Source organism: Streptomyces sp. NBC_00448, from assembly GCF_036014115.1.
Lineage (GTDB): Bacteria > Actinomycetota > Actinomycetes > Streptomycetales > Streptomycetaceae > Actinacidiphila.
In genome coordinates, this window is sequence record NZ_CP107913.1 from 5355514 (window position 1) to 5379370 (window position 23857).

Below are 23857 nucleotides of genomic sequence, written 5' to 3' on the forward strand. Positions count from 1 at the left end.
AGATCCGCCCGCCCCAGATCCGCCTGCGACCGTTCCGGCCACCCGCTCAGCTCCCTCAGTTGACATTGTTCGAGTTCCCTGTGTGCTCGGAGGTGGTCTGCGAGTGGCCCTCCTTCGCGTAGTTGGAGAGCTGGTTGATGGTGTTCTGCTGGGAGGTGGGCAGCCCGTCGAACCACCGGTCGTACTCGGTCCCGTTGAACTTGGTCATGTCGAAGTTCCCGTCGTGGTACCAGGCGTACGGCGGCGGGTTGATCGTGCCCGCGTGGATGAGGCCGTTGGCCGCCGGTATCTGGAGGGACTGCTCCTCCTGGAAGTCGGCCTTCTGCGCCGCGTTGGTGACGTCGGCGGCGTGGGTGGTGGAGAACTGGTAGGAGAGCCAGGCGCTGCCGCCACCGTTGGCCATGGCCACGATCGCGGGCGCTTCCTCCGGGATGAGCGGACCGATCAGGCCGCCCGCGATCCACGCGTACATCGCGTCGTTCTGCGCCTGCGCGTCGGCCTTCGCCGCCGGCTGGTACTTCAGGTCGCTCATGACGTTGTCGATGCTGCCGTCGAGCCGGCCCAGGTTGGTGAGGACCGTGCTGGCGTCCTTCGAGGAGCTGTCGCCCTGGTAACGGGCGCTCTCGGTCGTCATGTTGGCGTGCACGGCGGCCCGGAAGTCGCCGGCGGCCGCGGGGTTGCCGTTCATGAACTCGTGCATGAAGAGGTTCAGGTCCGTGGGGTTGGCGTTGATCTGCGGCCGACCGCTCGCGTCGTGGTCGACCTCGAATCCCGCCGAGCCCATGTGGGTCTGCGCGCTCGTGAAGTCCGGCACGTAGGCTCCGGCGACGTCGGCGAGGGCGACCCCCAGCTTCGGCGGCAACTGCTGCCCGCCGGACTTGTAGTGGCTCGCGCCGGCCTGGAAGACGTACGCGGCGGCCTGCGTCGCGTCCGTGTCGATGTCCTTGTTGCCGCTGCCGCGCTTGGTCGCCTGCAGGATGACCTCGGACGGGAACGTCGAGTCGTCGCTGATCCCGGGCGTCTGCCAGTTGGCGTTGACGAGCTGGTCGGCGGCGAACTTGCCGTCACCGCCGGAGAGCAGGTCGCGGGACGCCTGCTGGTTCTCGCCGAGCTTGGACAGCACCGCGAGGCTTGGGTCGTTGGCGGACACACCCCGCGCGATGTCCTGCTGCTGGCTGATGCTCTTGGTGAAGTTGTCCTCGTGCAGGCCGAGTTCCTTGTACCAGGGGTCCTTGTCCGGGTCGATCCAGCTGTCGACCGTACCGATGCTCATGTCCCCGGGGGTGTAGCTCGGGCGCAGGTTGTCCTTCTGGTCGGCGCGCCAGTGCAGGGCGGCGTCGCCCATGTTCGTCAGGAACGTGGGTTCCCACTTGTCGCCGGAGGGGCCGTACTTGACGAGCATGCTCGCCGACCACATGTCGTGGGGGGAGGTGAAGGTCTTCGCGTCGAACTGGGGGAGGTTGCCGGCCTTGCTGAGCTGGGTCGCGGCCGCGAGGTTGTCGCCGAACTCGCCGAGGATCTTGGTGGAGTCCGGGCTGAGGACGGTGCTGCCGTGGGTGCCGTCCATGGCGTGGAGTTCGAGCGCCAGGTTCGATTCGAGGTCGGCGCCGCCGTTGCCGTAGTAGCCCTGCATGAAGCCGGTGTCGTTCTTGCCCGCTTCGGCCTGGTCGGCGACGGAGTGGATCGCGGTGCGGGTGGCGTCCCACTTTGGGTCGGCGCTCTGGGTCAGCTTCAGCAGTGTCGCGGCCTGGGTGCCGGTCTGCTGCGGGGTGGCGCCGGCGGGGGTGCCGAACATCTCGAAGGTGGTGGCGATGAAGTCCTGGTAGTCGCTCTGCTTGGCGTTGCTGCCGCTGAGCGCGCTCATCGCGGCGTTGGCGAAGTCGGTCTCGGTTCCGGTGTGCAGGACCGGGGCGTAGTACGAGCCGTAGGGACCCTGGGTCGAGTGGTCGCCGGAGCCCGCCATGAGGGTGGTCTGGAACGCGGCGGTCAGTTGCTGGTCGTGCTGCGAACCGACGTAGGAGGCAAGGGACTTGAGGTTGCCGTTCAGGTCGGTCTTGCCCGGGTCCTGCCCCATGCCGGCGAAGACCTGCTGGGTGGCGGCCTCGTTCGGGGACAGCGCCTGGAGGTCGAGCGTCACGATGTCCTTCGGCAGCCCGAGTACATCGGCGGCGTCGAACGGGTCGCTGCTGAAGTTCTGCTTGGGGTCCTTGGCGAACTGGTCCATCCCGGCCGCCCGGGTGGTCTTGACCAGGAAGTCCGTGGAGAAGTTGCCGTACTGGAGCATCGCGGCCCGGTTCCAGGCCGCGCTGTTGGAGCCCTTGGGCAGGGGCGAGGTGTAGTACGAGACGACCTTGTCGAAGCCCGGCACCGGGTACGCGGCGTCGGTCGCGGTGCCGAGGGCGTGGCTGAAGACCGTCAGGTCGCTCCCGGCAGTGCTGCTGTGGGTCGAGGCGAGCAGCGTGGGCAGTGCGGTGGCCTCCGACGGCGTGAGGTTGGCGTAGAAGGCCGCGCAGTAGTCCGGGTCGTCCTGGTGGGCCAGCAACTCCTGGGCGAGCGTGTGGTATTGGTCGCCGGCCTTGCTGTCGCCGCCGTTGTTGGCGTTGAACTGCTGGGCCAGTTTCTTGCCGTCCGCCTGTGCCTGTGCGGACGACTCGGTGACCGGCTCCGGGATCTGCACCATGTGCATGTCCGGCCCGTCGCCCGCGGCCGCCGCGGCGGCCAGGGTCTCCCGCCGTTTGAGCTTCGGCGACTCGTCGTCCAGCCAGCCGCAGATCGTCAGGAGACTGCTCAGGTCCTGGGTGTCGAGCCCCTTCGCCGTGAACTGCCCCATGTAGCGCGACACCAGGTCCCGCAGGTGCTGCCGGTCACCGTCGAACGACGAGATCATCTGCTTCAGCGCGGTCGGGTCGATACCCGAGAACTCCCCCATGGCGTCCCCCCGTGGACTTCATGGCGCCGGTCGGCGCCCCCGCTTCCATTAACGCACCCGCGCCCGCCGCGCGCCCCTTCGCCGCGAGATCCTTGACGCTCCCTGTACGTTCGCGGGCCCACGTGTCGGGACGGACCCCGCCGAGCCGATCGCGCGCGTCATTCCTGGGCCGTCGCCACCGTCACGGCCCGCACCCTCAGTGCCACGCGTCCGGGCAGCGCGGTCGCGGCGAGTGCGAGGAGTCCGGCCGCGGCGACCACCGCCACGTACAGGTGCGGGGTGACGGCGGGTGCCGTGCGGCCTGTCATGCCGATGCTGAACGAGGTCAGGACGGCCGCCTCAGCGCCGACCGTCTCCACGCCACGGCGGAACCGTCCGCGCTCACCTGGTCCTGGCGCCTCACCCAACTGGGCGTCAGCGCCCTCTGCGCGGCGCTCACGATCACCGTCGCGATCCTGATCCGCCCACGCGAACGCACCACCTAAGCCCTTCCGGCCGCACCTCAGCTTTTCCCACACCACCGGCGGCAGCCGGTAGCCGCGGTCGTGGCAGCGCCTGATCATCGCGGGCACCACCTACCCGATCAACGGCACCGGCGAACCGCCCACGATCCCCGCCCTGGATCATGGATCAGCACCATCACCACGGTGATCATCGCAAGGCCCGCAAGGGGACTCAGCCGGAACATCCATGTCGGGACATTCCGGTAGAGGCGACCGAGACGCCGCGTCTTGAGCTCCCGCTCGATTCGGGAGTTGACCTGGCCGACGTCGAGGACGAGCCCCAGACAGAAGACGACCATGACCAGGTAGAAGATCAGAGGTCCGAAGTCCCCGGAACGCGCGGCATGCATAAGGCCCCCCAGACAGCCGAGGGCACTGTACCGGCAGACCGCTGCGAGGCGGACGGGCGCGGGTGGCCGGTCGTGGGGGTGTCGTGTGGTGTCACGTGGTGCGAGATGGTGCCAGCTGGTGCCATTCGTGTGCCGTCGTGACGGTAGGGGGCCGGGTGGTGCCGCGCTGGCTCAGGCTGGCTCCGAGCATTTCTGCAGGTGGGAGAGGTGTTTCGAGAAGGGTGACGTCGTGGCGCAGTGAGGGGGTTGCGTGTGGCGCCAATGTGGTGCCATGATGGCGTCATGGATCTGAACCCGTATGTCGACGCCCTTCGTCGCGAACTTGCCGTGGCCGCTGAGGCCGGCGGCGAGGACGCCCGCGAGTTGGCCGAGCGGCTCACCGCTCCGCTGGAGTCGGCGACCCGGCTGGCCATGCTCAACGTGCTCTCCGCCGCGATGGACGAGGTCACCCGCGAGCTCGCCCCGGGCTCCGTCGACGTACGGCTGCGCGGACTCGACCCGGACTTCGTGGTGACGCTGCCGCCCTCCGACAGCGGTCCCGCGGAGCCGGCCGCGCCCGTGGAACCGCTCAAGGGCCAGGCGCCCGACGACGGGGACGAGGGCGGCACCGCCCGCGTGAACCTGCGCCTGCCGGCGCACCTCAAGGCGCGTGCCGAGGAGGCCGCGAGCCGCGAGGGCCTGTCGGTCAACGCGTGGCTGGTCCGGGCCGTGTCGGCCGCGGTCGGCGGTGGCACGCAGCCGCGCAGGACGGAGAAGACCCGCACCATCGGACAGAGCTTCACCGGCTGGGTGCGCTGACCGCGCCCACGCCAACGCGCACCACCCGCACGCGCACTCACCCGCACCCGCCCACTCCCACCCTTACCGCGCCCACCAGCGCGGACGCCAAAACGACTCGCGAGGACGGTACAGCCATGCCTTCTTTCGACACCCCCGAACCGATCTCGGTCATCGCCCACGTGGGCGCCGGTTCCATCCAGTTCACCGCGGCCGACCGCACCGACACGGTCGTCGAGGTACGGCCGCGCGACCCGAAGCGGGACCGGGACGTGCGGGCCGCCGAGCAGACCGAAGTCACGTACGCGAGCGGCGTCCTGACCGTCAGGACGAAGCAGCGCTATCTCGTCGGGCCCACCGGCTCCGTCGACGTGATGGTCGACCTGCCCACCGGCTCGGGCGTGGAGGTGACCGGCTCCTGGACCCGGGTGCTCGGCGAGGGCCGGTTCGGCGAGGTCCGGGTGAAGACCTCGGGCGGTGACGTCCGCTTCGACACGACCGGGCCCATCCAGTTGACCGCCTCGTACGGCGCGGTCACCATCGACCGGATCGAGGGCACGGCCGAGATCACCGCCAGCTTCGGCAGCCTGCGCGTCGGCACCATCGACGGCCCGGCCGTCCTGAAGAACTCGCACGGCGCCACGACCGTAGGCGCCGCGATCGGCGACCTGCGGGTGAGCGGTGCGCACGGCAACATCGACATCGTGCGCGCCGAGGGCTCGGTCACCGCCACCACCGCCCACGGAGCCTTGGGTATCGCCGAAGTCGCTCGCGGAACCGTCCAGTTGGACACGTCGTACGGGGCCATCGAGGTCGGCGTCCGCGAGGGCACCGCCGCCTGGCTCGACGTCAGCTCCGAGCACGGGCAGGTGCGCAACGCACTCGCCGAGGCCGGAGTCCCGCAGGAGACGGAGGACACCGTCGAGGTCCGCGCCCGGACCCGGTGGGGCAACATCGACGTGCGCCGCAGCCGGCTCTGAGCGCCCGCCCCGCGACCCTGCGTACCAGCCCCGCCACCCCTGAGCGACGCCGCCGCTGCCCGCCGACCCTGAGCGCCCGCCCCGCCAACTCGCCTGCTCCGCACCGCGGTTAGCCCCCCGCCCCGCACCCTTCACGCTCACACCCCACCCCACCCCGCCTCGCCACGCCTCGACTCGAACGGGAGAGCCCCATGGCTTCCTCTGTCATGCCCACGCCCAGGCATGCCGACGCCCATCCACCCGCCGCCATCTCCGCGCTCGGCCTGCGCAAGTCCTACGGGGACAAGCTCGTCCTCGACGGCATCGACCTGCGCATCCCGGCCGGCTCCGTCTTCGCCCTGCTCGGGCCGAACGGCGCCGGCAAGACCACCGTCGTCAACATCCTCTCCACCCTCATCACCGCCGACGCCGGCCAGGCCCAGGTCGCGGGCCACGACGTGAACGCGGCGCCGAACGGGGTGCGCGGCGCGATCGGCGTCACCGGCCAGTTCTCCGCCGTCGACAACCTGATCACCGGCGAGGAGAACATGCTCCTCATGGCGGACCTGCACCACCTCCCCCGCCGTGAGGGCCGCCGTACCACCGCCGAACTGCTGGAGCGCTTCGACCTGGTGGAGGCCGCGAAGAAGCCCGCCTCCACCTACTCCGGCGGCATGAAGCGCCGCCTCGACATCGCCATGACCCTGGTCGGCGCCCCGCGGATCATCTTCCTCGACGAGCCGACCACCGGCCTCGACCCGCGCAGCCGCCACACCATGTGGGGGATCATCCGCGAGCTGGTCGCCGGCGGCGTGACCGTCTTCCTCACCACCCAGTACCTGGACGAGGCCGATGAACTCGCCGACCGCATCGCGGTGTTGAGCGAGGGCACGATCGCCGCCGAGGGCAGCCCCGACGAGTTGAAGCGGCTCGTCCCGGGCGGCCACGTACGGCTGCGGTTCACCGACCCCTCCGCGTACCAGTCCGCCGCGGTCGTCCTGCGCGACGCCGCCAGGGACGACGCGGCGCTGTCGCTGCAGATCCCGCACGACGGCGGCCAGCGCGCGCTGCGCGCCCTCCTCGACCGGCTGGACTCGGCCGGCGTCGAGGCGGACGAACTGTCCGTGCACACCCCCGACCTCGACGACGTGTTCTTCGCCCTGACCGGCGGCGCCGCGACGGGCCGGTCCGACCACTCCCAGGAGGAAGCCCGATGAGCTCGCTCTCCCTCGCCGTGCGCGACTCGAACACGATGCTGCGCCGCAACCTGCTGCACGTGCGGCGCTACCCGTCCCTGACCCTGAACCTGCTGCTCACGCCGCTCATGCTCCTGCTGCTGTTCGTCTACGTCTTCGGCGACGTGATGAGCGCGGGGATCGGTGGCGGCGCCGACCGCTCCGCGTACATCGCCTACATCGTTCCGGGCATCCTGATGATGACCGTCGGCAGCACCGTGGTCGGAGCGGCGGTCTCCATCGCCATGGACATGTCCGAGGGAGTCGTCGCCCGCTTCCGTACGATGGCGATCCACCGCGGCTCCGTGATCATCGGGCACGTCGTCGGGAGCGTGCTCCAGTCGCTGGCCAGCGCGGTCCTCGTCGGTGCCGTCGCCGTGGCGATCGGCTTCCGGTCCAAGGACGCCACGGCCCTGGAGTGGCTGGCGGCGTTCGGCCTGCTCGCGCTCTTCGCCCTGGCGCTCACCTGGATCGCGGTCGGGATGGGCATGGCCAGCCCGAACGCCGAGGCGGCCGGCAACAGCGCCACGCCGCTGGTCCTCCTCCCGCTCATCTCCAGCGCCTTCATCCCGGCCGACACGATGCCCGGCTGGTTCCGGCCGATCGCCGAGTACCAGCCGTTCACTCCGGCCATCGAGACCCTGCGCGGGCTCCTGCTGGGTACCGGGATCGGCGACAACTGGTGGATCGCGCTGGTCTGGTGCGTCGGCCTGACCGCACTCGGCTACCGCTGGTCGTCGGCGCTGTTCGACCGCGACCCGAAGTAACCGCGGGGACCGGGCGGATACCCAGCGGGGTATCCGCCCGGCGCCGCGCGTGGCCCTCTCCCGGAAGGCGGCGCGGCTCCAGCGATCAGGCGAGGACGCGCTGGTGCAGCGCGGTGACCGCGTTACGGGCCGAGGTGAAAGCGCCGTGCTGCCAGGCGTCCATGTAACTCAGCCAGTCGCCGGCGAAGTAGACGCGGCCGGTGGGCTGGGTGAGCGGCTTGTACCGGGGGTCGTCCGGGCCGCCGGGGGTGCTGTGCCAGGCGGCTTCCTGGTAGGGGAACTGGCGCCAGTGGTGCGAGAACGAACTGGCCAGCTCGGAACGGTACTTGGCGCCGTAGATCTTCACGCCGGCCGCCACCGCACGGGCTTCACGCTGGGCCGGGGTGAGCGGAGCGTAGGAGTCGGCGTTCGAGCCGGTGTTGTAGTAGCCGATCATCAGACCCCGCTCGCCGTGGAAGCCGTAGGAGGGGTGCCAGATGTGCGTGACGTCGAGGTCGGTCTCGGTGATGCCGCCGTAGATGCGGTAATCGGTCTCCCACCAGCGGGACTTGTACTCCAGGCCGATCTTGGCCGCGGACGACGGCTTGATCGCCTCCAGTGCGGACTGCACGCCGGAGCCGAGGTTGTGCGGGACCTTGGCCAGGATGTTGGGCGGCATCGCGGACACGCAGAAGTCCGCGGTGAGGCTGCGGGCACGGCCGTCGCGTTCGTAGGTGACGGTGACGCCGTGCTCGGTGTCGGTGATCCGCGTGACGGCGCTGCCGTACTGGATGCGGTGCCCGCCGACCGCACGAGCGAGCGCGTACGGTATTCGGTCCATGCCGCCGACCGGCTGGAACATCAGCATGGCCTGGTCGAACTCGAACTCGAAGGAGAAGTAGCGGCCGACGCCGGTGGCGAAGACGTCCGACGCCGACGGCACGTCGCCGGCCACCACGCCGGGTTGGCCCGCGGCGCCGGGCCACACGCTGTATCCGCGCCGGGTGCTGCCGCTGTAGTCCAGGGTGTCGCCGAGGTCGCCGTAGTCCTTGAGGAAGTCCATCAGGCGCTCTTTGTCCGACCCGGTCAACTGCTGGTCGAGCGCGCCCTGGTCGGTGAGTTTGGCCAGGAGTTCCGTGGTGTAGCCGAACACGTCCGCCTTCGCCACGCGGTAGCGCATCGGGGCGGTCATGCCGGCGGACTCGTTGTAGAGGAAGGCGTCCGCGTTGACGTTCGTGAACACCTCGACGGGCACGCCCAGTTCGCGGCAGTAGTCGAGGGTGACCATCCACTGCGCGAGGCGGGCCGGGCCGGCGTTCATGTACTGGCCGTCGGAGAATCGGGCGGTCTGCTTGTTGCCGTACAGGTCGGTGGTGGTGGTGCCGCCGCGGATGGTGAAGTTGCGGCCGCCGGGGCGGCTTTGGGCTTCGAGGATCGTGCAGTCGTATCCGGCCTTGCCGAGTTCGTACGCGGTGGCGAGCCCGGCGATGCCGCCGCCGAGCACGACGACCTTCGCGGCGGCCCGCCCGGAGAGCGTGAAGTCGCCCTTGCGCGGCGCACGGTAGTTCGCGGCCTCCTGCCCGGCCGCCTCGGCCGTCTGGGTCAGGCCGAGCGCTCCCATGGTGGCGAGCATGGCACCCGCTCCGCCGGTGGCACCCACCGCACGCAAGAACGCACGTCGGTTGAACTGGGTCACTGTCATGTCCCCTTTCCTTCGCTGGCCGCAGCGGACTCTGGCAGCCGGCTGTTACGGAGGACCTCCTGTACGTGTGTCGTGCAGGCAACGTCCGCTTCGGCGGCGTCTGTTGAGGTGCGCCCGAAGGCCGGCCCGCGGCGGGCTCACGGGGCTCCGGGGGGCGCGGTCGCGGACGTGCTCGCCCCGCTGCGGGACGAAGGCGCTTGCCCGAACCGGACCGTTCGTGTTCGGCTGCCCTCTCGATCCGCTGCCGTGTCGATCCTCGACGTCGCCGTTCGACCTGGGAGAGAGAGGGTCGATCGGCGACCCCCGAGCAAGGAGACCGACGATGGCGAAGTACATGCTGATCATGCGCGGCACCGACGAGTCCGTCGCGACGATGATGTCCACACCCTTCGAGGAGATGCTCGAGACCGTGGGGAGCTTCAACGAGGAGCTGATCCGGGCGGGCGTGCTCGTGGCCGCCGAGGGGCTGGACGACCCGTCGCAGGGTGTGGTGGTCGACTTCGGCGGGCCGGCCCCGGTGGTCACCGACGGTCCGTACGGCGAGACGAAGGAGCTGTTCGGCGGCTTCTACCTGATCGACGTCGCTTCCAAGGAGGAAGCCGTCGAGTGGGCCAAGCGCCTCCCGGCGGTGGCCGGCTCGAAGTGCGAGGTCCGCCGGGTGCCGGGCATCGACGAGTTTCCGCAGGACAACGAGTGGATCATCAAGGAGCGGGCGTGGCGGGAGCGGACCGGGCAGATCTGATGCCCGGCGGCGTCGGTGGCACTCCGGGGGCCGGCGGCACACCGAGCGCCGGCGACACACCTAGCGTCGGCGGCACGCCGGTCGCCGAGGCGGCGCGGCGGGCCGCCTCGGCCGTCTGGCGGATCGAGTCCGCGCGGATCGTCGGTGCGCTGGCCCGCTTCACCGGGGACTTCGCGCTCGCCGAGGACGTCGCGCAGGAGGCGCTGGCGGAGGCCCTCGTCACCTGGTCGCGCGACGGTGCGCCGGCCGAGCCGGTGGGCTGGTTGCTGGCGACCGCGCGGCGGCGGGCCATCGACGCGTTCCGCCGCAGGTCGGCGCTGGACGAGCGGTACGCCCTGCTCGCGGGCCAACTGGGCGAGGGCCAGTTCAGTTCGGGCGTGCGGGCCGCGCCCGGCCGGCCGGACGACCTGCCGTGGGACCCCGACCGGATCGACGACGACGTCCTCGCGCTGATGTTCACCGCCTGCCACCCGGTGCTCTCGCCCGAGGCCCGGGTAGCGCTCACCCTGCGGGTGGTGGGCGGCCTGTCCAGCGAGGAGATCGCCCGCGCCTTCCTCGTGCCCACCCCGACCGTCCAGGCCCGGATCACCCGGGCGAAGAAGACGATCGCCGCAGCGCGCGTACCGTTCGCGCTGCCGCCGCCCGAGGAGCGGCGCGAGCGGCTCGGCGCCGTCCTCAGCGTCCTGTACGTGATCTTCACGGAGGGCTCGACGGCGACGGCCGGCGACCGCCTGCTGCGCCCCGACCTGGCGTACGAGGCCGTCCGGTTGGCCCGGACGCTGGCCGCCCTGCTCCCCGCCGAGCCGGAGGTGTACGGCCTGCTCGCGCTGTTCGAGCTCACCGCCGCGCGCTTTCCGGCGCGTACCGGGCCCGACGGGCAGGCGGTGCTCCTGGAGGACCAGGACCGGCGCCTGTGGGACCGGTCGGCGGTCCGCCGCGGCCTGGCCGCGCTCGGCCGGGCCACGACCGCCGGGCGGGGCCTCGGACCGTACGGCCTCCAGGCGGCGATCGCGGTCTGCCACGACACGGCGCCCTCGGTGCGGGAGACCGACTGGGAGCGCGTCGTGCTCCTCTACGAGGCGCTCGGCCGGGTGGCCCCCTCACCCGTGGTCGAGCTCAACCGGGCCGTGGCCGTCGCGATGGCGAGCGGACCGCGTCAGGCGCTGCGCATGGTGGACGAACTGGCCGCATCCGGTGCCCTGTCCGGGTCGCACCTGCTCCCGAGCGTGCGGGGCGAACTGCTCACCCGGCTCGGCCGGACCGCCGAGGCCCGGGCCGAACTGGAACTCGCCGCCCGGCTGTGCCGCAACGCCCGCGAGCGGTCCGTACTGCTGGGCAAGGCGGCCGCGTTGGGGCGGTGACCATCCGCCCGGGGGCGCGGCCGAGGAGCCGATCACACGGCGGTGCGCGGAACAACGCGCGGAACGACGCGCGCAGCGGCGCGCGGAACGGTGCCTCGGTCGGTGCCCGCGGAACGCCCCGAGCGGCTTCCCGGATGATGGAGTCATGCGCATCGGCATCATCGGTACGGAGAGCAGCCACGTCGACCACATCGTCGACCACCTCAACGTCAAGGCCCTGGGCGACGACGCCCGCGTGGTGGCGCTGAGCGGCGGCGCCTCGCAGCGCAACGAACTCCTGCGGGCCAAGGGCGCGGTGGAGCGGATCGTCGACGCACCCACCGAACTGCTGGGCCTGGTCGACGCGGTGATGGTCACCGACCGGGACGGCGGCCTGCACCGCGCCCACGCCGTGCCGTTCCTCCAGCAGGGCCTGCCGGTCTTCGTGGACAAGCCGCTCGCCTGCGACGTGGCGGACGCGGAGGCGATCATCGCGGCCGCCCGCGCGCACGACGCCCCGCTCACCTCGTACTCGGCGCTACGCTGGCTGCCCGACACCGACGCCCTCGCCGCCGACGCGGCGGCCCGGGGCGCGGCGCAGGTCGTCGTCGCATCCGGCCCGGCCGACCCGGACAGCCCGTACGGCGGCGTCTTCTTCTACGGCGTCCACGCGGTGGAGGTGGCGCTGCGGCTGGCTCCCGGCGCGCTCGGCCACATCCGCGTCGAACGTTCCGCGGCGGCCATCACGGCGACGGCTGTCGCGGGAGCCACCCGCGTCGTGGTCAACCTGGTGCGCCCCACCGAGACCGCGCAGATCCCCTTCCACGCCATGGTCGTCTCCCGCGAGGCCATCGCCCAGCGCACCCTGCCCCTCGACGACCACTACCTGCTCCCCGGCCTCAAGACGTTCCTGCACATGGCCCGCACGGGCACACCGCCCCTGTCCTACGACGACCTGCTGCGCCCGGTGCGCTTCCTCCACGAGGTGTCCACGGCCCTCCCCGGCTGACCCCTCCGCGGTGGCCGTCCCGCGATGCCGGGCCGTACCGGATTCCACCCACGTGCCCGGGCGGAACCCGGACCGCGTGCCGGGTCGACCGAACGCTTCACCTGCTCGGCCGCTCCGCCTGAGGCCAAGGTGACGGACGGGACGCACCTCCGATGCGGTGGGGGGTTGCCTGGTGGCGCCGAGGTCCGGTGAACGACGTCGCATGGCCGAGGTGGTGAGTTTCTGGCGGGCGGTGGAACTGTTCAGCCCGCAGAAGCTTCCCCTCGTCAGTCCCCGGGAGCAGATCTTCGCTGTCGGCGCAGGCGTTCCGCTTCCGTGGGAGGAGCCGGACGGTCTGCCGCGTCCGCGCAACGGCTACGCCTGGCAGCACACGGTGTTCTGCGGGGTGTTTCCTGTGGAACGCGTACGGGACGTGCTCGCCGACGTCTTCCCGGAGGCGGCGGCCCAGGATCGCGACGGTCGTCTCAACGGCTCCAGTGCCCTCATGTACCGCGTTCGCCGAGGCGCGCACCCGGCTCTTCCTGGAGGCACTTCGGCTGCACCGTGCCTTCCTGAGCGCCGCGGGCGACATCATGCTCAAGAACCTCCAGGCCGCCATGGAGGTCGTAGGGGGCGGCGCCCCGAAGGATCTCGCCCCCGAGGCGGTGCGTGCCGCCTGGCAGAGCATCTTCCTCACGGTTCCGGTGGTCTCCACCACCTTCGCTTCCTACGCGCGGCTCTTCGCCGGTATCGGCTGCGGCGACCTGGGGTGGCTCTTCGTCGATGAAGCCGGCCAAGCCTCGCCGCAGATGCCCGTGGGGGCGCTGTGGCGCACCCGCCGCGCGGCCTCGTCGGCGACCCTCTGCAGCTGGAGCCGGTGGTCGTCCTGCCCTGGACGGCTCAGCAGCGGCTACGCGAATACCGGAACGTGGCCCAGGAGTGGGCGCCGTCCTGGACGTCCGCGCAACAGGTGGCGGACCGCCTGGGTCGCTGGGGCACGACCCTGCCGGCGCAGCTGCCGGACGGCTCGACGCAGGTGTGGGTCGGTTCGCCGCTCCGCGTCCACCGTCGGTGCGACAACCCGATGTTCGCTGTCAGCAACGCGATCGCCTACGCCGGTCTCATGGTCCACGGAGTCGGTGACAGGGGCGAGTTCCGGCCGCCGCGGGAGAGCTCCTGGTGGCACGTACGATCCTTGCAGGCCGAGGGCAAGTGGGTCCCCACCGAGGGGCGGGCGTTGATCGCCACCGTCAGGCGTCTCCGCCACGACGGCCTGCCGGACGACCAGCTCTACGTGATCAGTCCTTTCCGCGACGTCGCGAAGCGTGCGGCGGATCAGCTGCGAGGACTGGTGCCGCGGAACCGGGGCGGCACGGTTCACACGGCACAGGGCAAGGAGGCCGACGTGGTGATCCTCATCCTCGGTACCCACCCGGACGCAGACCGCTCCCGACGCTGGGCAGCGGCCAAACCCAACCTCCTCAACGTCGCCGTCAGCCGAGCCAGGCGCCGCCTGGTCGTCATCGGCGACCACGAGTCGTGGCGCGGCCACTCCAACTTCTCCGTCCTCGCAGAGCAGTTGCGGCGTGTCGACTACCTGGAGAACCGGAATGAGGGAGAGGCGAACACGTAGTCAACGGAGGTTCCTCTGCCAGGAGCGCGGCAATGGCCTGGAACGACCTTGCTCCGGGACGCTCAAGCACCCGCTCTGCTCTCGCGTCCGGCCGACCGGTGCGAGGCGGTGCGGCGCGGGGAGGTGTCAGCGGAACTCGGCCAGTCGGGGACGGAGCGCGAGCACCGTCAGCCCGGCGGCCGCCGGCACCGCGGCCCCCGCGCCCGCGAGGCGGCCGGTCAACTCGCCCCGTCCGGCCGCCACCGCCCCCGTGCGAGCGTCCGCGTTGATGCCGATCAGCTTCCGCAGAGCCGTGTCGTACTGCCCGAAGTCGTAGTTCGAGGCGTCCTTGTCCCAGCCGATGCAGAACGCGAGGGCCTGCTGGAACCGTCCCTGGCGCACCAGCGTGCGGACCTTGCGGTCGTCCCGTTCGTAGACGGCGTAGGCGTCGACGGTCGCCTCCGCCGCGGCACGTTCCCCGGGGAAGGTGATGTTGCGGAACTCGTCGCCGTAGTAGCCGGTGAAGCGCAGGTCGGTGTGGTGCGCGCGGTAGGCGGTCAAGGCCGCGGCCAGCCGGGCGTCGTACGTGCCGAGGGTCGCCTGCGGCAGGGTGAGCAGTTGCTGGGAGGTGTCCTCGAAGGACTGCTCGTACGTGCCGCGCCGGCCCGGGTCGAGCAGGTAGCGGGACTCGTCGGCGTTCGCGTCGTACGACACCGCCCGGGCCTGGGACAGCGCGACCACCGAGTCGAACCTCCGTCAGGACGTTCAGCCTCACCCCGCAAATCGCCTGCCCGGCAGGCCCGTTGACGCCGTGCTGACGCTCCGACCGGCGGAATTGACGCCGTGCATACGTCGTCCCGGCGCCCGATCAACCGGTGCGGGTCCGGCCGGGTTCCGGCGGCGCGGGCCTCGCCCTGCCGCCACCCGGTGCGTTCCGGCCGAGGTGGCGGGGCCGCGGGGGCGGCGGCGGACGGCGACCGCCCCCGCGTGGAACCCGTGCAGGACCCGTGCAGGACCCGCTCAGGACCCGCTCAGGACCCGCTCAGAACTCGATCAGCCGTTCCGCCGTGAATCCGAACAGCCGCCGCGCGGCCGTCGTGTCGACCGGTGCGGTACGGCCGGGCAGGGGCCGCAGCAGCCGGGTGGTGGGGTGAAAGCGGCGAAGCAACTCCTCCGTGGGGAACGGGACGATGATCTCGGGCGCGCAGACGTGGACGGTGTGTGCGCCGGGACCTGGCACGCCGAGCGCCAGCAGCGCGGCGCGGGCCGCGTCGTCGACCTCCAGATAGGTCCACAAGTCCCGTGCGCCGAGGGCGGGTTGCTCGGCGAGGCGGGCCGCGTGCGCGAGCAGCCGCTCCTCGAAGCCGCCGACGTACGGATAGCGCAGGCAGACCACGCTCATCGCGTGCCGCCGCGCCATCATCGCGGCGGTGAGCTCGTCGACCTGCTTGGACAGCCCGTACGGGTCCTCGACCTGGCCGGGCATGTCCGCGTCCACCGGGACGTACGGCGGGTGCGGGTCCGGGTCGGTGGTCCACGGCAGCCCGGTGGTGCCCCACGAACTGGCCAGCGCGACCTGCCGCACCCCGGCGCGCCCGGCCTCCTCCAACACGGTGAAGGTCGCGACCGTGTTGCCGGCGAAGACCTCCTGCGCGGTGTTGCGTTCGGGGGTCGGGATCGCCGCCAGGTGGATCACCGCGTCGGCGCCGTCCAGGGCCGCGCGTACGGTCCCGGGGTCGGCCGCGTCACCGGTCACGACCAGCCGCGCACCGAGGCCACCGAGACCGCCGAGACCACCGAGGTCGCCCGGATCGTCCAGGACCAGCGCGTTCGCCTCGATGCCGCGCGCCGCGAGCAGCGCGAGCACCGCCCGCCCGATCCGCCCGGCGGCCCCGGTGACCAGCACTCTTCTGACCCGGATCTCGGCGGTCATCGCCAACCCCCCCTTACGCGTAGGCCCGTACGGCGACGATGTGCGCCGACGCGGCCCCGTTGGTCGACTCGGCCACGATCCGTACCGCCGAGGCGGTGACCGGCTCGTCCAGGACCAGTGTCCTGCGGCGGCGCCGGTTGTCCGTCACCCGCGCCAGCACCCGCCAGGAGTCCGGGCCGTCCCGCACCTCCACCCGGTAGTCCCGCAGCAGCGTCGGGATCGTGTCGAACGGGGTCCTGTGGTGGTGCAGGTTGATCAGGTCCTCGTTGACGTCGTCATCGGCGACGATGTCGATCCGGCCCAGCTCGACCGGCTCGGGCCAAGCCAACTCCAGCCAGGCTTCAGAGGATTCACCCAGCGGCTGCGACACCCACATGTGCGGGCCCGCGTACGGCCGGGCGTATCCGTCCACCGCCCTGCCGGGTGCGAAGGCGGTCGTCTCCCCGGCCCGCAGGCAGAAGGTACGCCGCAGCAGCCCGGTGTCGGCCCACTCCCGCAGCGGCTGCGGCGACTCGTCCTGCGGCCGCAGCGGCACCCGGGTGAAGCACAGCACCCCGGGCGTCGGCCGGTCGGCGACGCGCAGGGCGAGACCCGGGGCGGCGCGTACGACGGCGAAGGCGTTGCGCGGGGTGTCCGGCGCCCACTCCAGACCGGTCTTGACCCACTGCCCGTGCCCGGCCGGGACCTCGACGGACACCGTGGCGACCAGCCGGCGCGGCACGTAGTTCTGGCCGAGTTCCGGGTCGTACAGGTCGACGGTCAGTACGGTGTCGCGCTCGGCGTCCACCAGCAGTTCGAGGCCGGTCAGCGCGGGGTCGACGGGCAGGACGATCCCCGCGTCGGCGGTCAGCGGCCAGGTCTCGTCAGGGGTGTCGACGGTCAGGTCGCCCAGGGTGGTCGAGGCCGTGGCGGTGGCGCGAAGGGCGAGGTCGGACGGGTCGTCGGAGGCGAGCCCGATCACCGAGGCGTCCTCGCGCAGCAACGCCCTTTGCAGCAAGGGAATTTCGAGCTCGCGCGGCGCGATGCCCTGCTCCGCGCAGAGCGCTGCCGCCGTGCCCGCGGCCTGGCCGATCGTCGCGCAGGTCGCCATCACCCGCGTCGAGCCGAACGCCACATGGCTGGCGGAGATGTCGCGCCCCGCGAAGAGCAGGTTGGCGGTGTTCACCGAGTACAGGCTGCGGTACGGGATGTGGTAAATGCCGTCCGCGTAGCGCTGCTTGGCGCCGGCCGCCGTCGAGTACATGCCCTGCGGCGGGTGCAGGTCGATGGACCAGCCGCCGAAGGCGACGCGGTCGGCGAACTCGGTCTGGCCGAGGATGTCGCCCTGGTGCAGGACGTAGTCGCCGAGGAAGCGCCGGTACTCGCGCTTGCCGGGCAGCGAGCCGACCCACTCCAGGGTCATGGTGTCGGCGTCGAACTGCCCGGAGTTCTTGATGTGGTCCCAGATGCCGTAGATCACCGACCACAGCTCGTCGCGGATCTGCTCGTTGTCGTGCACGGTGTCCAGCTCGCCGCCGAACTCGATCCACCAGTACGCGCAGCCGTTGTCGCCCGCCTTGATGATGCGGCGCTGCGGGATGGACGTCGTGCTGATGTCCTTGGCGAAGTCCGGCGGCACGTACTTCACCGGCCGCCCCGCGTCCTTGGTGTAGAACAGCAGCGTCGAGCCGAGCGTGATGTCGTCGGCGATCTCGGGCGCCCACGGCTCCCCGTACTCCGCGCGGGCCTCGCGGCCGATGCGGTGCCGGGCGCCGGCGAGGTAGCCGATCAGGCCGTCGCCGGTGCAGTCGAGGAACACCTCGCTCTCGAAGCGGATCAGCCGCTCCGAGCCCATCGTCCAGCCGGTCACGGCGGTGATCCGCCGTGCGTCGTCGGGCCCTTCGGCGTCGACCTCTCGCACATCGGTGTTGAGGTGCAGCGTGATGTTGGGCTCGGCCCGCACGGCGTCGAGCACCACGGTGTCCCAGTAGTACGGATTCCCCTCGGGGTTGCGGAACTGGTTCTCCACGAACAGTTCGCCCATGACGCCGCCCTCGCGGGCGTGGTGGTTCTTGCCGTGCCCGGTGGCGCCGCACACCCACACCCGGACCTCGCTGCTCGAATTGCCGCCGAGCATGGGCCTGTTGTTGATCAGGGCGACGGACCGGCCCAGCCGGGCGGCGGCGATCGCCGCGCAGACCCCGGCCAGGCCGCCGCCGACGACGGTGATGTCGTGCCGTACGGTTTCGTTCCTCATGGCGTGCTTACTTCCAGTCGGGGTCGGCGGCGAGGCCGTAGTAGACGCGGGGCGCGCCGTCCAGGGTGAGCGTGACCTTGCCGCCCGCCGCAGTCAACGTGCTTTCCTGGCCGATGCAGTTCAGCTCGCGCACCGTCCCGGCGACGGTTCCGGAGTGGGCGACGACCTGCGTCTTCGTCGTCCAGGTGTCGGTCCAGGGTTCGGGTGAGGCCCACCAGGAGTCGGTGCCGTGGTCGGCGTTGAGGACGTAGCCGTCCTTGCGGGTCCACAGGATCGAGATCGGCCCGGCGGGGCTGGTGAACAGCAGGCCCTTGACGTCCGGGTCGCTGAAGACCAACGGGCGTACGTACGCGGCCTGGTCCAGGACGCGCGCGGCCGTCGCGTACGCCAGCAGGGTCGGCTTGGCGCTGGTGTCGCGGTTCATCATGCCGCTGTGGAACTCGACGTCGTCCGGGTTCGCCTCCTGCGGATGGTGCACCGTCGAGTCGTGCAACTGGTACCAGTTGACGCCCCGCACCCCCTCGGACTTCGCGAGCGCCAGGCTGAGCAGCACGTTCTCCGCGGCATGCCGGTAGGTGTCGTTCCACCAGGAGTTCGGCTTGGTCGGGGCGTACGCCTCGGACATCCACAACTCCTTGGTGCCGTACTCGGCGATGACCTCCTTGGCCTTGCGCAGTGCGCCGAGGAAGTTCCAGTACGTGCCGGTGTCGCCCAGCACCCACTGATCAGGCGTGGGGGCGTAGTCGGCGGTGAAGTTGCCGCGGCCGGGGTGGAAGGCGAACGCGTCGATGAGGTCCCATCCGCCCGCGGCCTGGAAGTTGGCGGTCCACACGTAGTCCATGCCGCCGAGGCCCGCGTTCATGACCTTCATCGTCGACCCGGCCGCCGTCAGCCGGTCGGTGACCTGGCGCAGCCCGTCACTGACGTAGGCGTCGGCGCCCCGGCCCTGCATCCAGGGGGCGTTCACCTCGTTGCTGACCTCGAAGTACTCGGCGGCGGCGGCGATGGCTGTCGCGGTGTTGGTGTCGGCCCAGGCGGCGATCTGGTCCGCGCTGCCGCCGGTCGGGATGCCGCTCAACTCCACGTTGTGGTGGATGCCGTTGGCGTCGAGGGTCGCGATGTCGATGCCGGGCGCGCCCGCGTAGGCGATCCGGATGCGCCGCACACCGATCAGTTTCAGCAGCCCGAGCACATCGGCCTCGGTCGGCTTGAGCAGCCAGGGGTAGTTGGCGAGGCCGAACATCGACTCGCTGCCCGCCTGGTAGGCGAAGTCGGGCAGCACGGAGAGATTCGTGCGGGCCAGTGCCGTGTCGCTGCCGCTCTGGACGCTCACCTCGGTGAAGACGATGCCCTGGCCGGGTGCGGTGATCGGGAAGGAGGCGTCCCAGCCGGCACCCGCGGCGAGCGTTCGGGAGTCGGTGCCGCCCGCGATCTGGTTCCCGGCGAAGTCCCGCGCCCACCAGGTCAGGGTGACCGGCTTCGCGGCCGAACCGCCGTTGGCCACCTGCGCCTTGAGGGTCATGGTCTGCCCGGCGCTCTTGTAGAGGTTGAACGGCTGGTCGGTCCACACCTCCACGCCCAGCGGGCTGCCCGCCGCCAGCACCCCGGCGCCGCGCGGCCGCAGGTCGCCGAAGACGAGATCCATGGTCGTCGTGGCGGCGCCCGTACCGGTCGCGGCGCCGGGCGTGTGCAGCCAGGTGGCGGTGGTGTAGGCGGTGTTGCTGGCGGCCAGGCAGAAGAAGCCCTTGGTGTCCGCCCACGTCTCGGCGTACGCGCAGCCCGCGTTGACCTCGTACGGGATGCCGCCGCGCGGGTCCTTCGTCCACGCGGTCAACGCCTCGTAGGACTCGGGCGCGCTGGGCGACTGGACGGTGCGGGCGACCATGAACCCGGTGGGCGTCAACGTGTCCGAGCCGCTGACCTCCCAGGACATGTGGGCCTTGTGCGCGCTGACGTCGAAGGTGCCGAGCACGGTGACGCCGCCTGCGGCGCTGCCCATGGTGTACGTGATCCGGACGGCGGGGCGGCCGTCCGCCAGCGTGATCGGGGCGGGCGTCCCGCCGTAGGTGCGCTGCTGGCCGAGCACGCTGTCCTTGAACATGAAGTGGCTGATCAGGACCCGGTCGGTGCCCGAACCGGCCGATCCGTCGCTGATGAGGACGCTGCCGTCGCTCTGACCGACGAGCGTGATGCCGTCGGCGGTGACGGTGACCGGGTCGGCGGCGTGCGCGGGGATCGCGGGAAGCAGCGCGGCGCCGCTGGCGACGGCCGTGCCCTGGAGGAATCTGCGGCGTGCGACGGACATGGAGGTGCCTCTCTCTTGTCCCGAAGAGAAGGTGCGGGGATGAAGCGGGCGGGCGGCGGTCCGGAGGGCCGGGTGCGCTCAGCCCTTGACGCCGGTGAAGCCGAGCCCGGCGACGATGTACTTCTGGCCGACGGCGAAGACCAGGACCGGTGGCGCGACCGCGAGCACCATGGCCGCGATGAGCTGGTCCTGCGGTGCCTGGGTGGCGAGTTGGGAGAGCGCGACGCTGATCGGCTGCTTGTCCGGATCGGTGAGCGCGACCAGCGGCCAGATGAAGTCCTTCCAGCTGTGCATCACCGCCAGCAGGCTGATCACCGCGAGCACCGGCCTGCTCATCGGCAGCACGATCCTCGTCAGCAGCTGCCAGGTGTTCGCCCCGTCGACCCGCGCCGCGTCGAAGAGCTCCCTGGGCAGCGCGTCGAAGAACTGCTTGGCGAGCAGCACCGTGAAGCCGTTGGTGCCGGCCGGCAGCCAGATCGCCCAGTACGTGTCACCGAGGTTGAGGTGCAGCAGCGGCACATCGATGACCGTCATGAAGAGGCTGACCATGTTCACCGTGTACGGCACGAACATCGTGGCGAGGATCGCGCCGTAGACGGCCTTGCCGAAGCGCGGTTTCAGCACCGACAGCGCGAAGCCGGCCGTGGCGGAGACGAAGAGCTGCACGAACCACGATCCGCCGACCACCAGGAAGGTGTTCATCAGATAGCGGCCGACGCTCAGATCCGTGTACGCCGTACGGAAGTTGCCAAGGCGCGGCCGGTCGGGCCACAACGCCAGCGGGTGGTTGGTGAGTTCGGTGGGCGGGGAGACCGCGCCCTTGAGCATCCAGTACAGCGGCCCGATGCCGATGAGCAGCAGAAGCAGCAGCGTCAGCACCTGGATGGAGCGCACGGCCGCGCGCACACCGGGCCGTTGCCGGTCGTGGGCGGAGACGAAGGTGGTCAGCGGGGTGGTCATGACTTGCTCCAACCGCGGGTGGCCCGCAGATAGACCGCGGACAGCAGGCCCAGGGCGAGCACCATCAGGAAGGACAGCGCGGCGGCCTGGCCGTACGCGCCGTCCTGGAAGGCGTAGCGGAAGATCAGCAGCAGCACGGTCAGCGTCGCGTTGTCCGGGCCGCCGCCGGTGAAGACATACGGCTCGGTGAAGACCTGCACGGTGTTGATGAGCTGCACCAGCAGCAACAGGCCGATCACGGATCGGAGTTGGGGCAGCATGATGTGCCAGATCCGGCGCCAGATGCCGGCCCCGTCCACCTCGGCGGCCTCGTACAGCTCGCCCGGGATGCCGACCATCGCGGCCAGGTAGATCAGCACGGCGCCGCCCATCCCGGCCCAGGTGGCCTCCAGGACCAGCGAGAGCATCGCCGTGTCGGAGGACTCCAGCCAGGTGTACGGACCGAGGCCGACCTTGCCGAGCGCGGTGTTGAACAGCCCGCTGCCCGGGTCGTAGAACCACTTCCACAGCAGGATCGCCACCACCGGCGGGATGACCACCGGCAGGTAGACCAGGAAGCGGTACACCCCCGCGCCGCGCCGTACCGTCGACATCACCGCGGCCAGGATCAGCGGGGCGGGGAAGCCGATCAGCAGGCCGAGACCCACGAAGAACAGCGTGTTGGTGACGGCGGTGCCCAGCAGCGGATCGGCGAAGACGGCACGGAAGTTGTCGAAGCCGACCCAGACCGCGGGGTCGACGAGGTTGGTCCGCTGGAAGCTGAGCAGCAGGCTGCGGACGATCGGCCACCAGGCGAACAGTCCGAAGACCAGCACGGCGGGGAGCAGGAACAGCCAGGCCGTGAACTGCCTGCGGGCGGCGGTGCCGCCGCGCCGCCGGGCCGGCCGTCCCGCGGCCCCCTCGGCGGGGTCGTGGGACGCCTTCGCGCCGCGCTGGGAGTGGGTGAGCAGGCTCATGACCGGCTACTTCTGGTTCGACTGGTCAGTGGCGAGCTTGGCGTTGACGTCCTTCTCGGCCTTCGCGAGCAGCGCGTCGATGTCGGCGTTGTGCTGGGTGAGCACCGCCTGCACCACCGGGTCGAGCGCGGCGTAGAGCGTCTGCGCCTCGTACGGCGGCTCCGGCTTGAGTTCGAGCTTGCCCAGGCCCTTCGTGTACGGCGCGAAGTTGTCGAGCTTGACGTTGACGTACGGCTTGATCGCCGCGTTGATCGCGGTCTGCCGCGCGGCGTCGAAGACCGGCAGCGTCGGGACGCCCACCGCGGACTTGGGGTCGGCGGCCAGCGACTTGGCCTGGCTCACGGCGGTGGCCGTGCTGTACTGCGGCTCGGCGTAGGCGAAGATCAGCCACTTGACGGCGGCCGCCGCGTGCTTGGTGTCGGCCGACTTCGGCACCATGTAGATGTCGCCGCCGGTGAGGGTGGCGTTGCCGCCGGACTGCGGCATCGAGGCGACGGCGAAGTCGTCGGTGTGCTCCATGCCGAACTGCGTCTTGGCCAGCCGGAAGGTGCCGGGGCTGCCGATGAACATCCCCGCCTGGCCGGCCGCGAACTGCCGGATGGCGTCGTTCTGGTTGTTCAGCAGGTTCCGGCCGAGGGAGTCGTCGCTCCAGCGCATGTCCTTGAGCAGGCCGAGCGCGTTCTTCGTCGCCTCGCCGGTCAGGGTGGCGGTGTACTTTCCGCCCTGCTGCGTTTCGAGATCGCCGCCGAACGCGTAGGAGAGGATGGCCAGTTGCCAGCCGCCCTGGCTGTCCTTGGACTCCTGGACGAATCCCGCCTTGCCGGTCTTGGCGCTGATCGCCTTGGCGTCCGCCCGGACCTCCTGCCAGGTCGTCGGCGGCTTGTCGGGGTCGAGCCCGGCCGCCTTGAACAGCGCCCGGTTGTAGACCAGACCCTGGGCGTACGGATTCTGCGGGACGCCGTAGACCTGGCCCGCGCTGTCGCTCAGCGGCTTGAGGACCTGCGGGTTGAACTCCTTGAAGTGGCCCCAGGACTGGAGCTGGCTGCTGATCGACTGCACCTGCTTCTGCTGGATCAGCCGCTGCGGCTCGGTGAGCGGGACCTTGATGACGTCCTCGACATTGCCGCCGGCCAGCTTGGCGGAGAAGGTCAGCGGGTCGAAGACCGTCGTGGAGCCCTTGACCTTGATGCCCGGATTGGCCTTCTCGAAGTCGGCGACCTGCTGCTTGAAGAGCTTGAGCTCGGCCTTGTCGGTGGCGGGGGGCATGCCCTGGACGCGGAGGATGACGCCGCCGCTGCCGCCGCCGGACTTGCTCGGGGTGAGGGCGGAACAGGCCGTGAGAGCCACGGTCATGGCTATGGCGGTACTGCCGAGCAGGGCCGCATTACGGGATTGTCTGGACATTTCGTCTCCACGGAGGGCAGGGTGAGGTCGGGGCGGGGTGCCTTGCTGCGCATGGGGGTCTCGGAGGCGGCCACCGGGTCGTGCGGCGGGGCCGCCGCGAGGGTCAGCGGCGTGAACGGCGGGGGCGCCGCGGGGTCGGCGGCTGGTACGGCGGGGCGGTGGGGCCCCCGCGGGGACGGC

Annotated in this window: 18 protein-coding genes; 8 read left to right on the plus strand and 10 right to left on the minus strand. The window is 71.0% G+C overall.

Annotation, left to right across the window (positions count from 1 at the left end; all coding sequences use genetic code 11):
• Positions 1 to 55: 55 nt before the first annotated feature.
• Together OG370_RS22925 and OG370_RS22930 are read right to left on the minus strand one after the other, a co-directional pair.
• Complete coding sequence (locus tag OG370_RS22925; RefSeq protein ID WP_328467207.1) at positions 56 to 2929, minus strand: DUF6571 family protein; 2874 nt, start codon at positions 2927 to 2929, stop codon at positions 56 to 58.
• Between the two features lie 158 nt (positions 2930 to 3087).
• Positions 3088 to 3288 carry a hypothetical protein gene (locus OG370_RS22930; RefSeq protein ID WP_328474906.1) on the minus strand — a complete coding sequence of 67 codons (201 nt, stop codon included), beginning with the start codon at positions 3286 to 3288 and terminating at the stop codon, positions 3088 to 3090.
• 776 nt (positions 3289 to 4064) lie between these two features.
• Between OG370_RS22930 and OG370_RS22935 the strand changes: the two genes are divergently transcribed.
• The 4 genes from OG370_RS22935 (at position 4065) to OG370_RS22950 (ending at position 7520) form a co-directional block, all read left to right on the plus strand.
• The gene (locus tag OG370_RS22935) at positions 4065 to 4580 is read left to right on the plus strand and encodes a toxin-antitoxin system HicB family antitoxin (protein ID WP_328467209.1); all 516 of its coding nucleotides are present in this window, start codon (positions 4065 to 4067) and stop codon (positions 4578 to 4580) included.
• Positions 4581 to 4696: 116 nt separating this feature from the next.
• Positions 4697 to 5539, plus strand: coding sequence for a DUF4097 family beta strand repeat-containing protein (locus OG370_RS22940; protein WP_328467211.1), 843 nt, complete (start codon positions 4697 to 4699; stop codon positions 5537 to 5539).
• Between the two features lie 206 nt (positions 5540 to 5745).
• Positions 5746 to 6735 (plus strand): ATP-binding cassette domain-containing protein, encoded by a 990-nt coding sequence (locus tag OG370_RS22945; RefSeq protein WP_443060883.1) that lies wholly within the window; start codon positions 5746 to 5748, stop codon positions 6733 to 6735.
• The gene (locus OG370_RS22950; protein WP_328467215.1) at positions 6732 to 7520 is read left to right on the plus strand and encodes an ABC transporter permease; all 789 of its coding nucleotides are present in this window, start codon (positions 6732 to 6734) and stop codon (positions 7518 to 7520) included. The genes OG370_RS22945 and OG370_RS22950 overlap by 4 nt, the downstream gene beginning before the upstream one ends.
• 85 nt (positions 7521 to 7605) lie before the next feature.
• On the opposite strand, the gene OG370_RS22955 is transcribed toward OG370_RS22950, so the two are convergent.
• Positions 7606 to 9132, minus strand: coding sequence for a flavin monoamine oxidase family protein (locus OG370_RS22955; RefSeq protein WP_443060884.1), 1527 nt, complete (start codon positions 9130 to 9132; stop codon positions 7606 to 7608).
• Between the two features lie 391 nt (positions 9133 to 9523).
• Between OG370_RS22955 and OG370_RS22960 the strand changes: the two genes are divergently transcribed.
• The 4 genes from OG370_RS22960 (at position 9524) to OG370_RS22975 (ending at position 13904) form a co-directional block, all read left to right on the plus strand.
• Positions 9524 to 9943: a YciI family protein gene (locus OG370_RS22960; RefSeq protein ID WP_328467219.1), complete on the plus strand. Its 420-nt coding sequence runs from the start codon at positions 9524 to 9526 to the stop codon at positions 9941 to 9943.
• Entirely contained in the window at positions 9943 to 11304 is a 1362-nt protein-coding gene (locus OG370_RS22965; RefSeq protein ID WP_443060885.1) for an RNA polymerase sigma factor, read from the plus strand. The genes OG370_RS22960 and OG370_RS22965 overlap by 1 nt, the downstream gene beginning before the upstream one ends.
• 145 nt (positions 11305 to 11449) lie before the next feature.
• Positions 11450 to 12292 carry a Gfo/Idh/MocA family oxidoreductase gene (locus OG370_RS22970; protein ID WP_328467223.1) on the plus strand — a complete coding sequence of 281 codons (843 nt, stop codon included), beginning with the start codon at positions 11450 to 11452 and terminating at the stop codon, positions 12290 to 12292.
• An 805-nt stretch (positions 12293 to 13097) separates the two neighbouring features.
• Positions 13098 to 13904, plus strand: a complete 807-nt coding sequence (locus OG370_RS22975; protein ID WP_328467225.1) for a DEAD/DEAH box helicase — start codon at positions 13098 to 13100, stop codon at positions 13902 to 13904.
• 126 nt (positions 13905 to 14030) lie between these two features.
• Here the strand turns inward: OG370_RS22975 and OG370_RS22980 are convergent, their stop codons facing one another.
• From OG370_RS22980 to OG370_RS23010, 7 genes are all read right to left on the minus strand, one after another.
• Positions 14031 to 14624 (minus strand): hypothetical protein, encoded by a 594-nt coding sequence (locus OG370_RS22980; protein ID WP_328467227.1) that lies wholly within the window; start codon positions 14622 to 14624, stop codon positions 14031 to 14033.
• Positions 14625 to 14925: 301 nt separating this feature from the next.
• On the minus strand, positions 14926 to 15816 hold the full coding sequence (locus OG370_RS22985) for an NAD-dependent epimerase/dehydratase family protein (protein WP_328467228.1): 891 nt from the start codon (positions 15814 to 15816) through the stop codon (positions 14926 to 14928).
• Between the two features lie 13 nt (positions 15817 to 15829).
• Entirely contained in the window at positions 15830 to 18052 is a 2223-nt protein-coding gene (locus OG370_RS22990; RefSeq protein WP_328467230.1) for an FAD-dependent oxidoreductase, read from the minus strand.
• A 7-nt stretch (positions 18053 to 18059) separates the two neighbouring features.
• A complete protein-coding gene (locus OG370_RS22995) occupies positions 18060 to 20357 on the minus strand; it encodes a hypothetical protein (protein WP_328467232.1) in 2298 nt (765 codons plus the stop codon).
• Between the two features lie 78 nt (positions 20358 to 20435).
• Complete coding sequence (locus OG370_RS23000) at positions 20436 to 21317, minus strand: carbohydrate ABC transporter permease (RefSeq protein WP_328467234.1); 882 nt, start codon at positions 21315 to 21317, stop codon at positions 20436 to 20438.
• Positions 21314 to 22273 carry a carbohydrate ABC transporter permease gene (locus OG370_RS23005; RefSeq protein WP_328467236.1) on the minus strand — a complete coding sequence of 320 codons (960 nt, stop codon included), beginning with the start codon at positions 22271 to 22273 and terminating at the stop codon, positions 21314 to 21316. Before OG370_RS23005 ends, OG370_RS23000 begins: the two co-directional genes overlap by 4 nt.
• A gap of 6 nt (positions 22274 to 22279) precedes the next feature.
• Complete coding sequence (locus OG370_RS23010) at positions 22280 to 23677, minus strand: ABC transporter substrate-binding protein (RefSeq protein WP_328467238.1); 1398 nt, start codon at positions 23675 to 23677, stop codon at positions 22280 to 22282.
• Between the last annotated feature and the right edge of the window lie 180 nt (positions 23678 to 23857).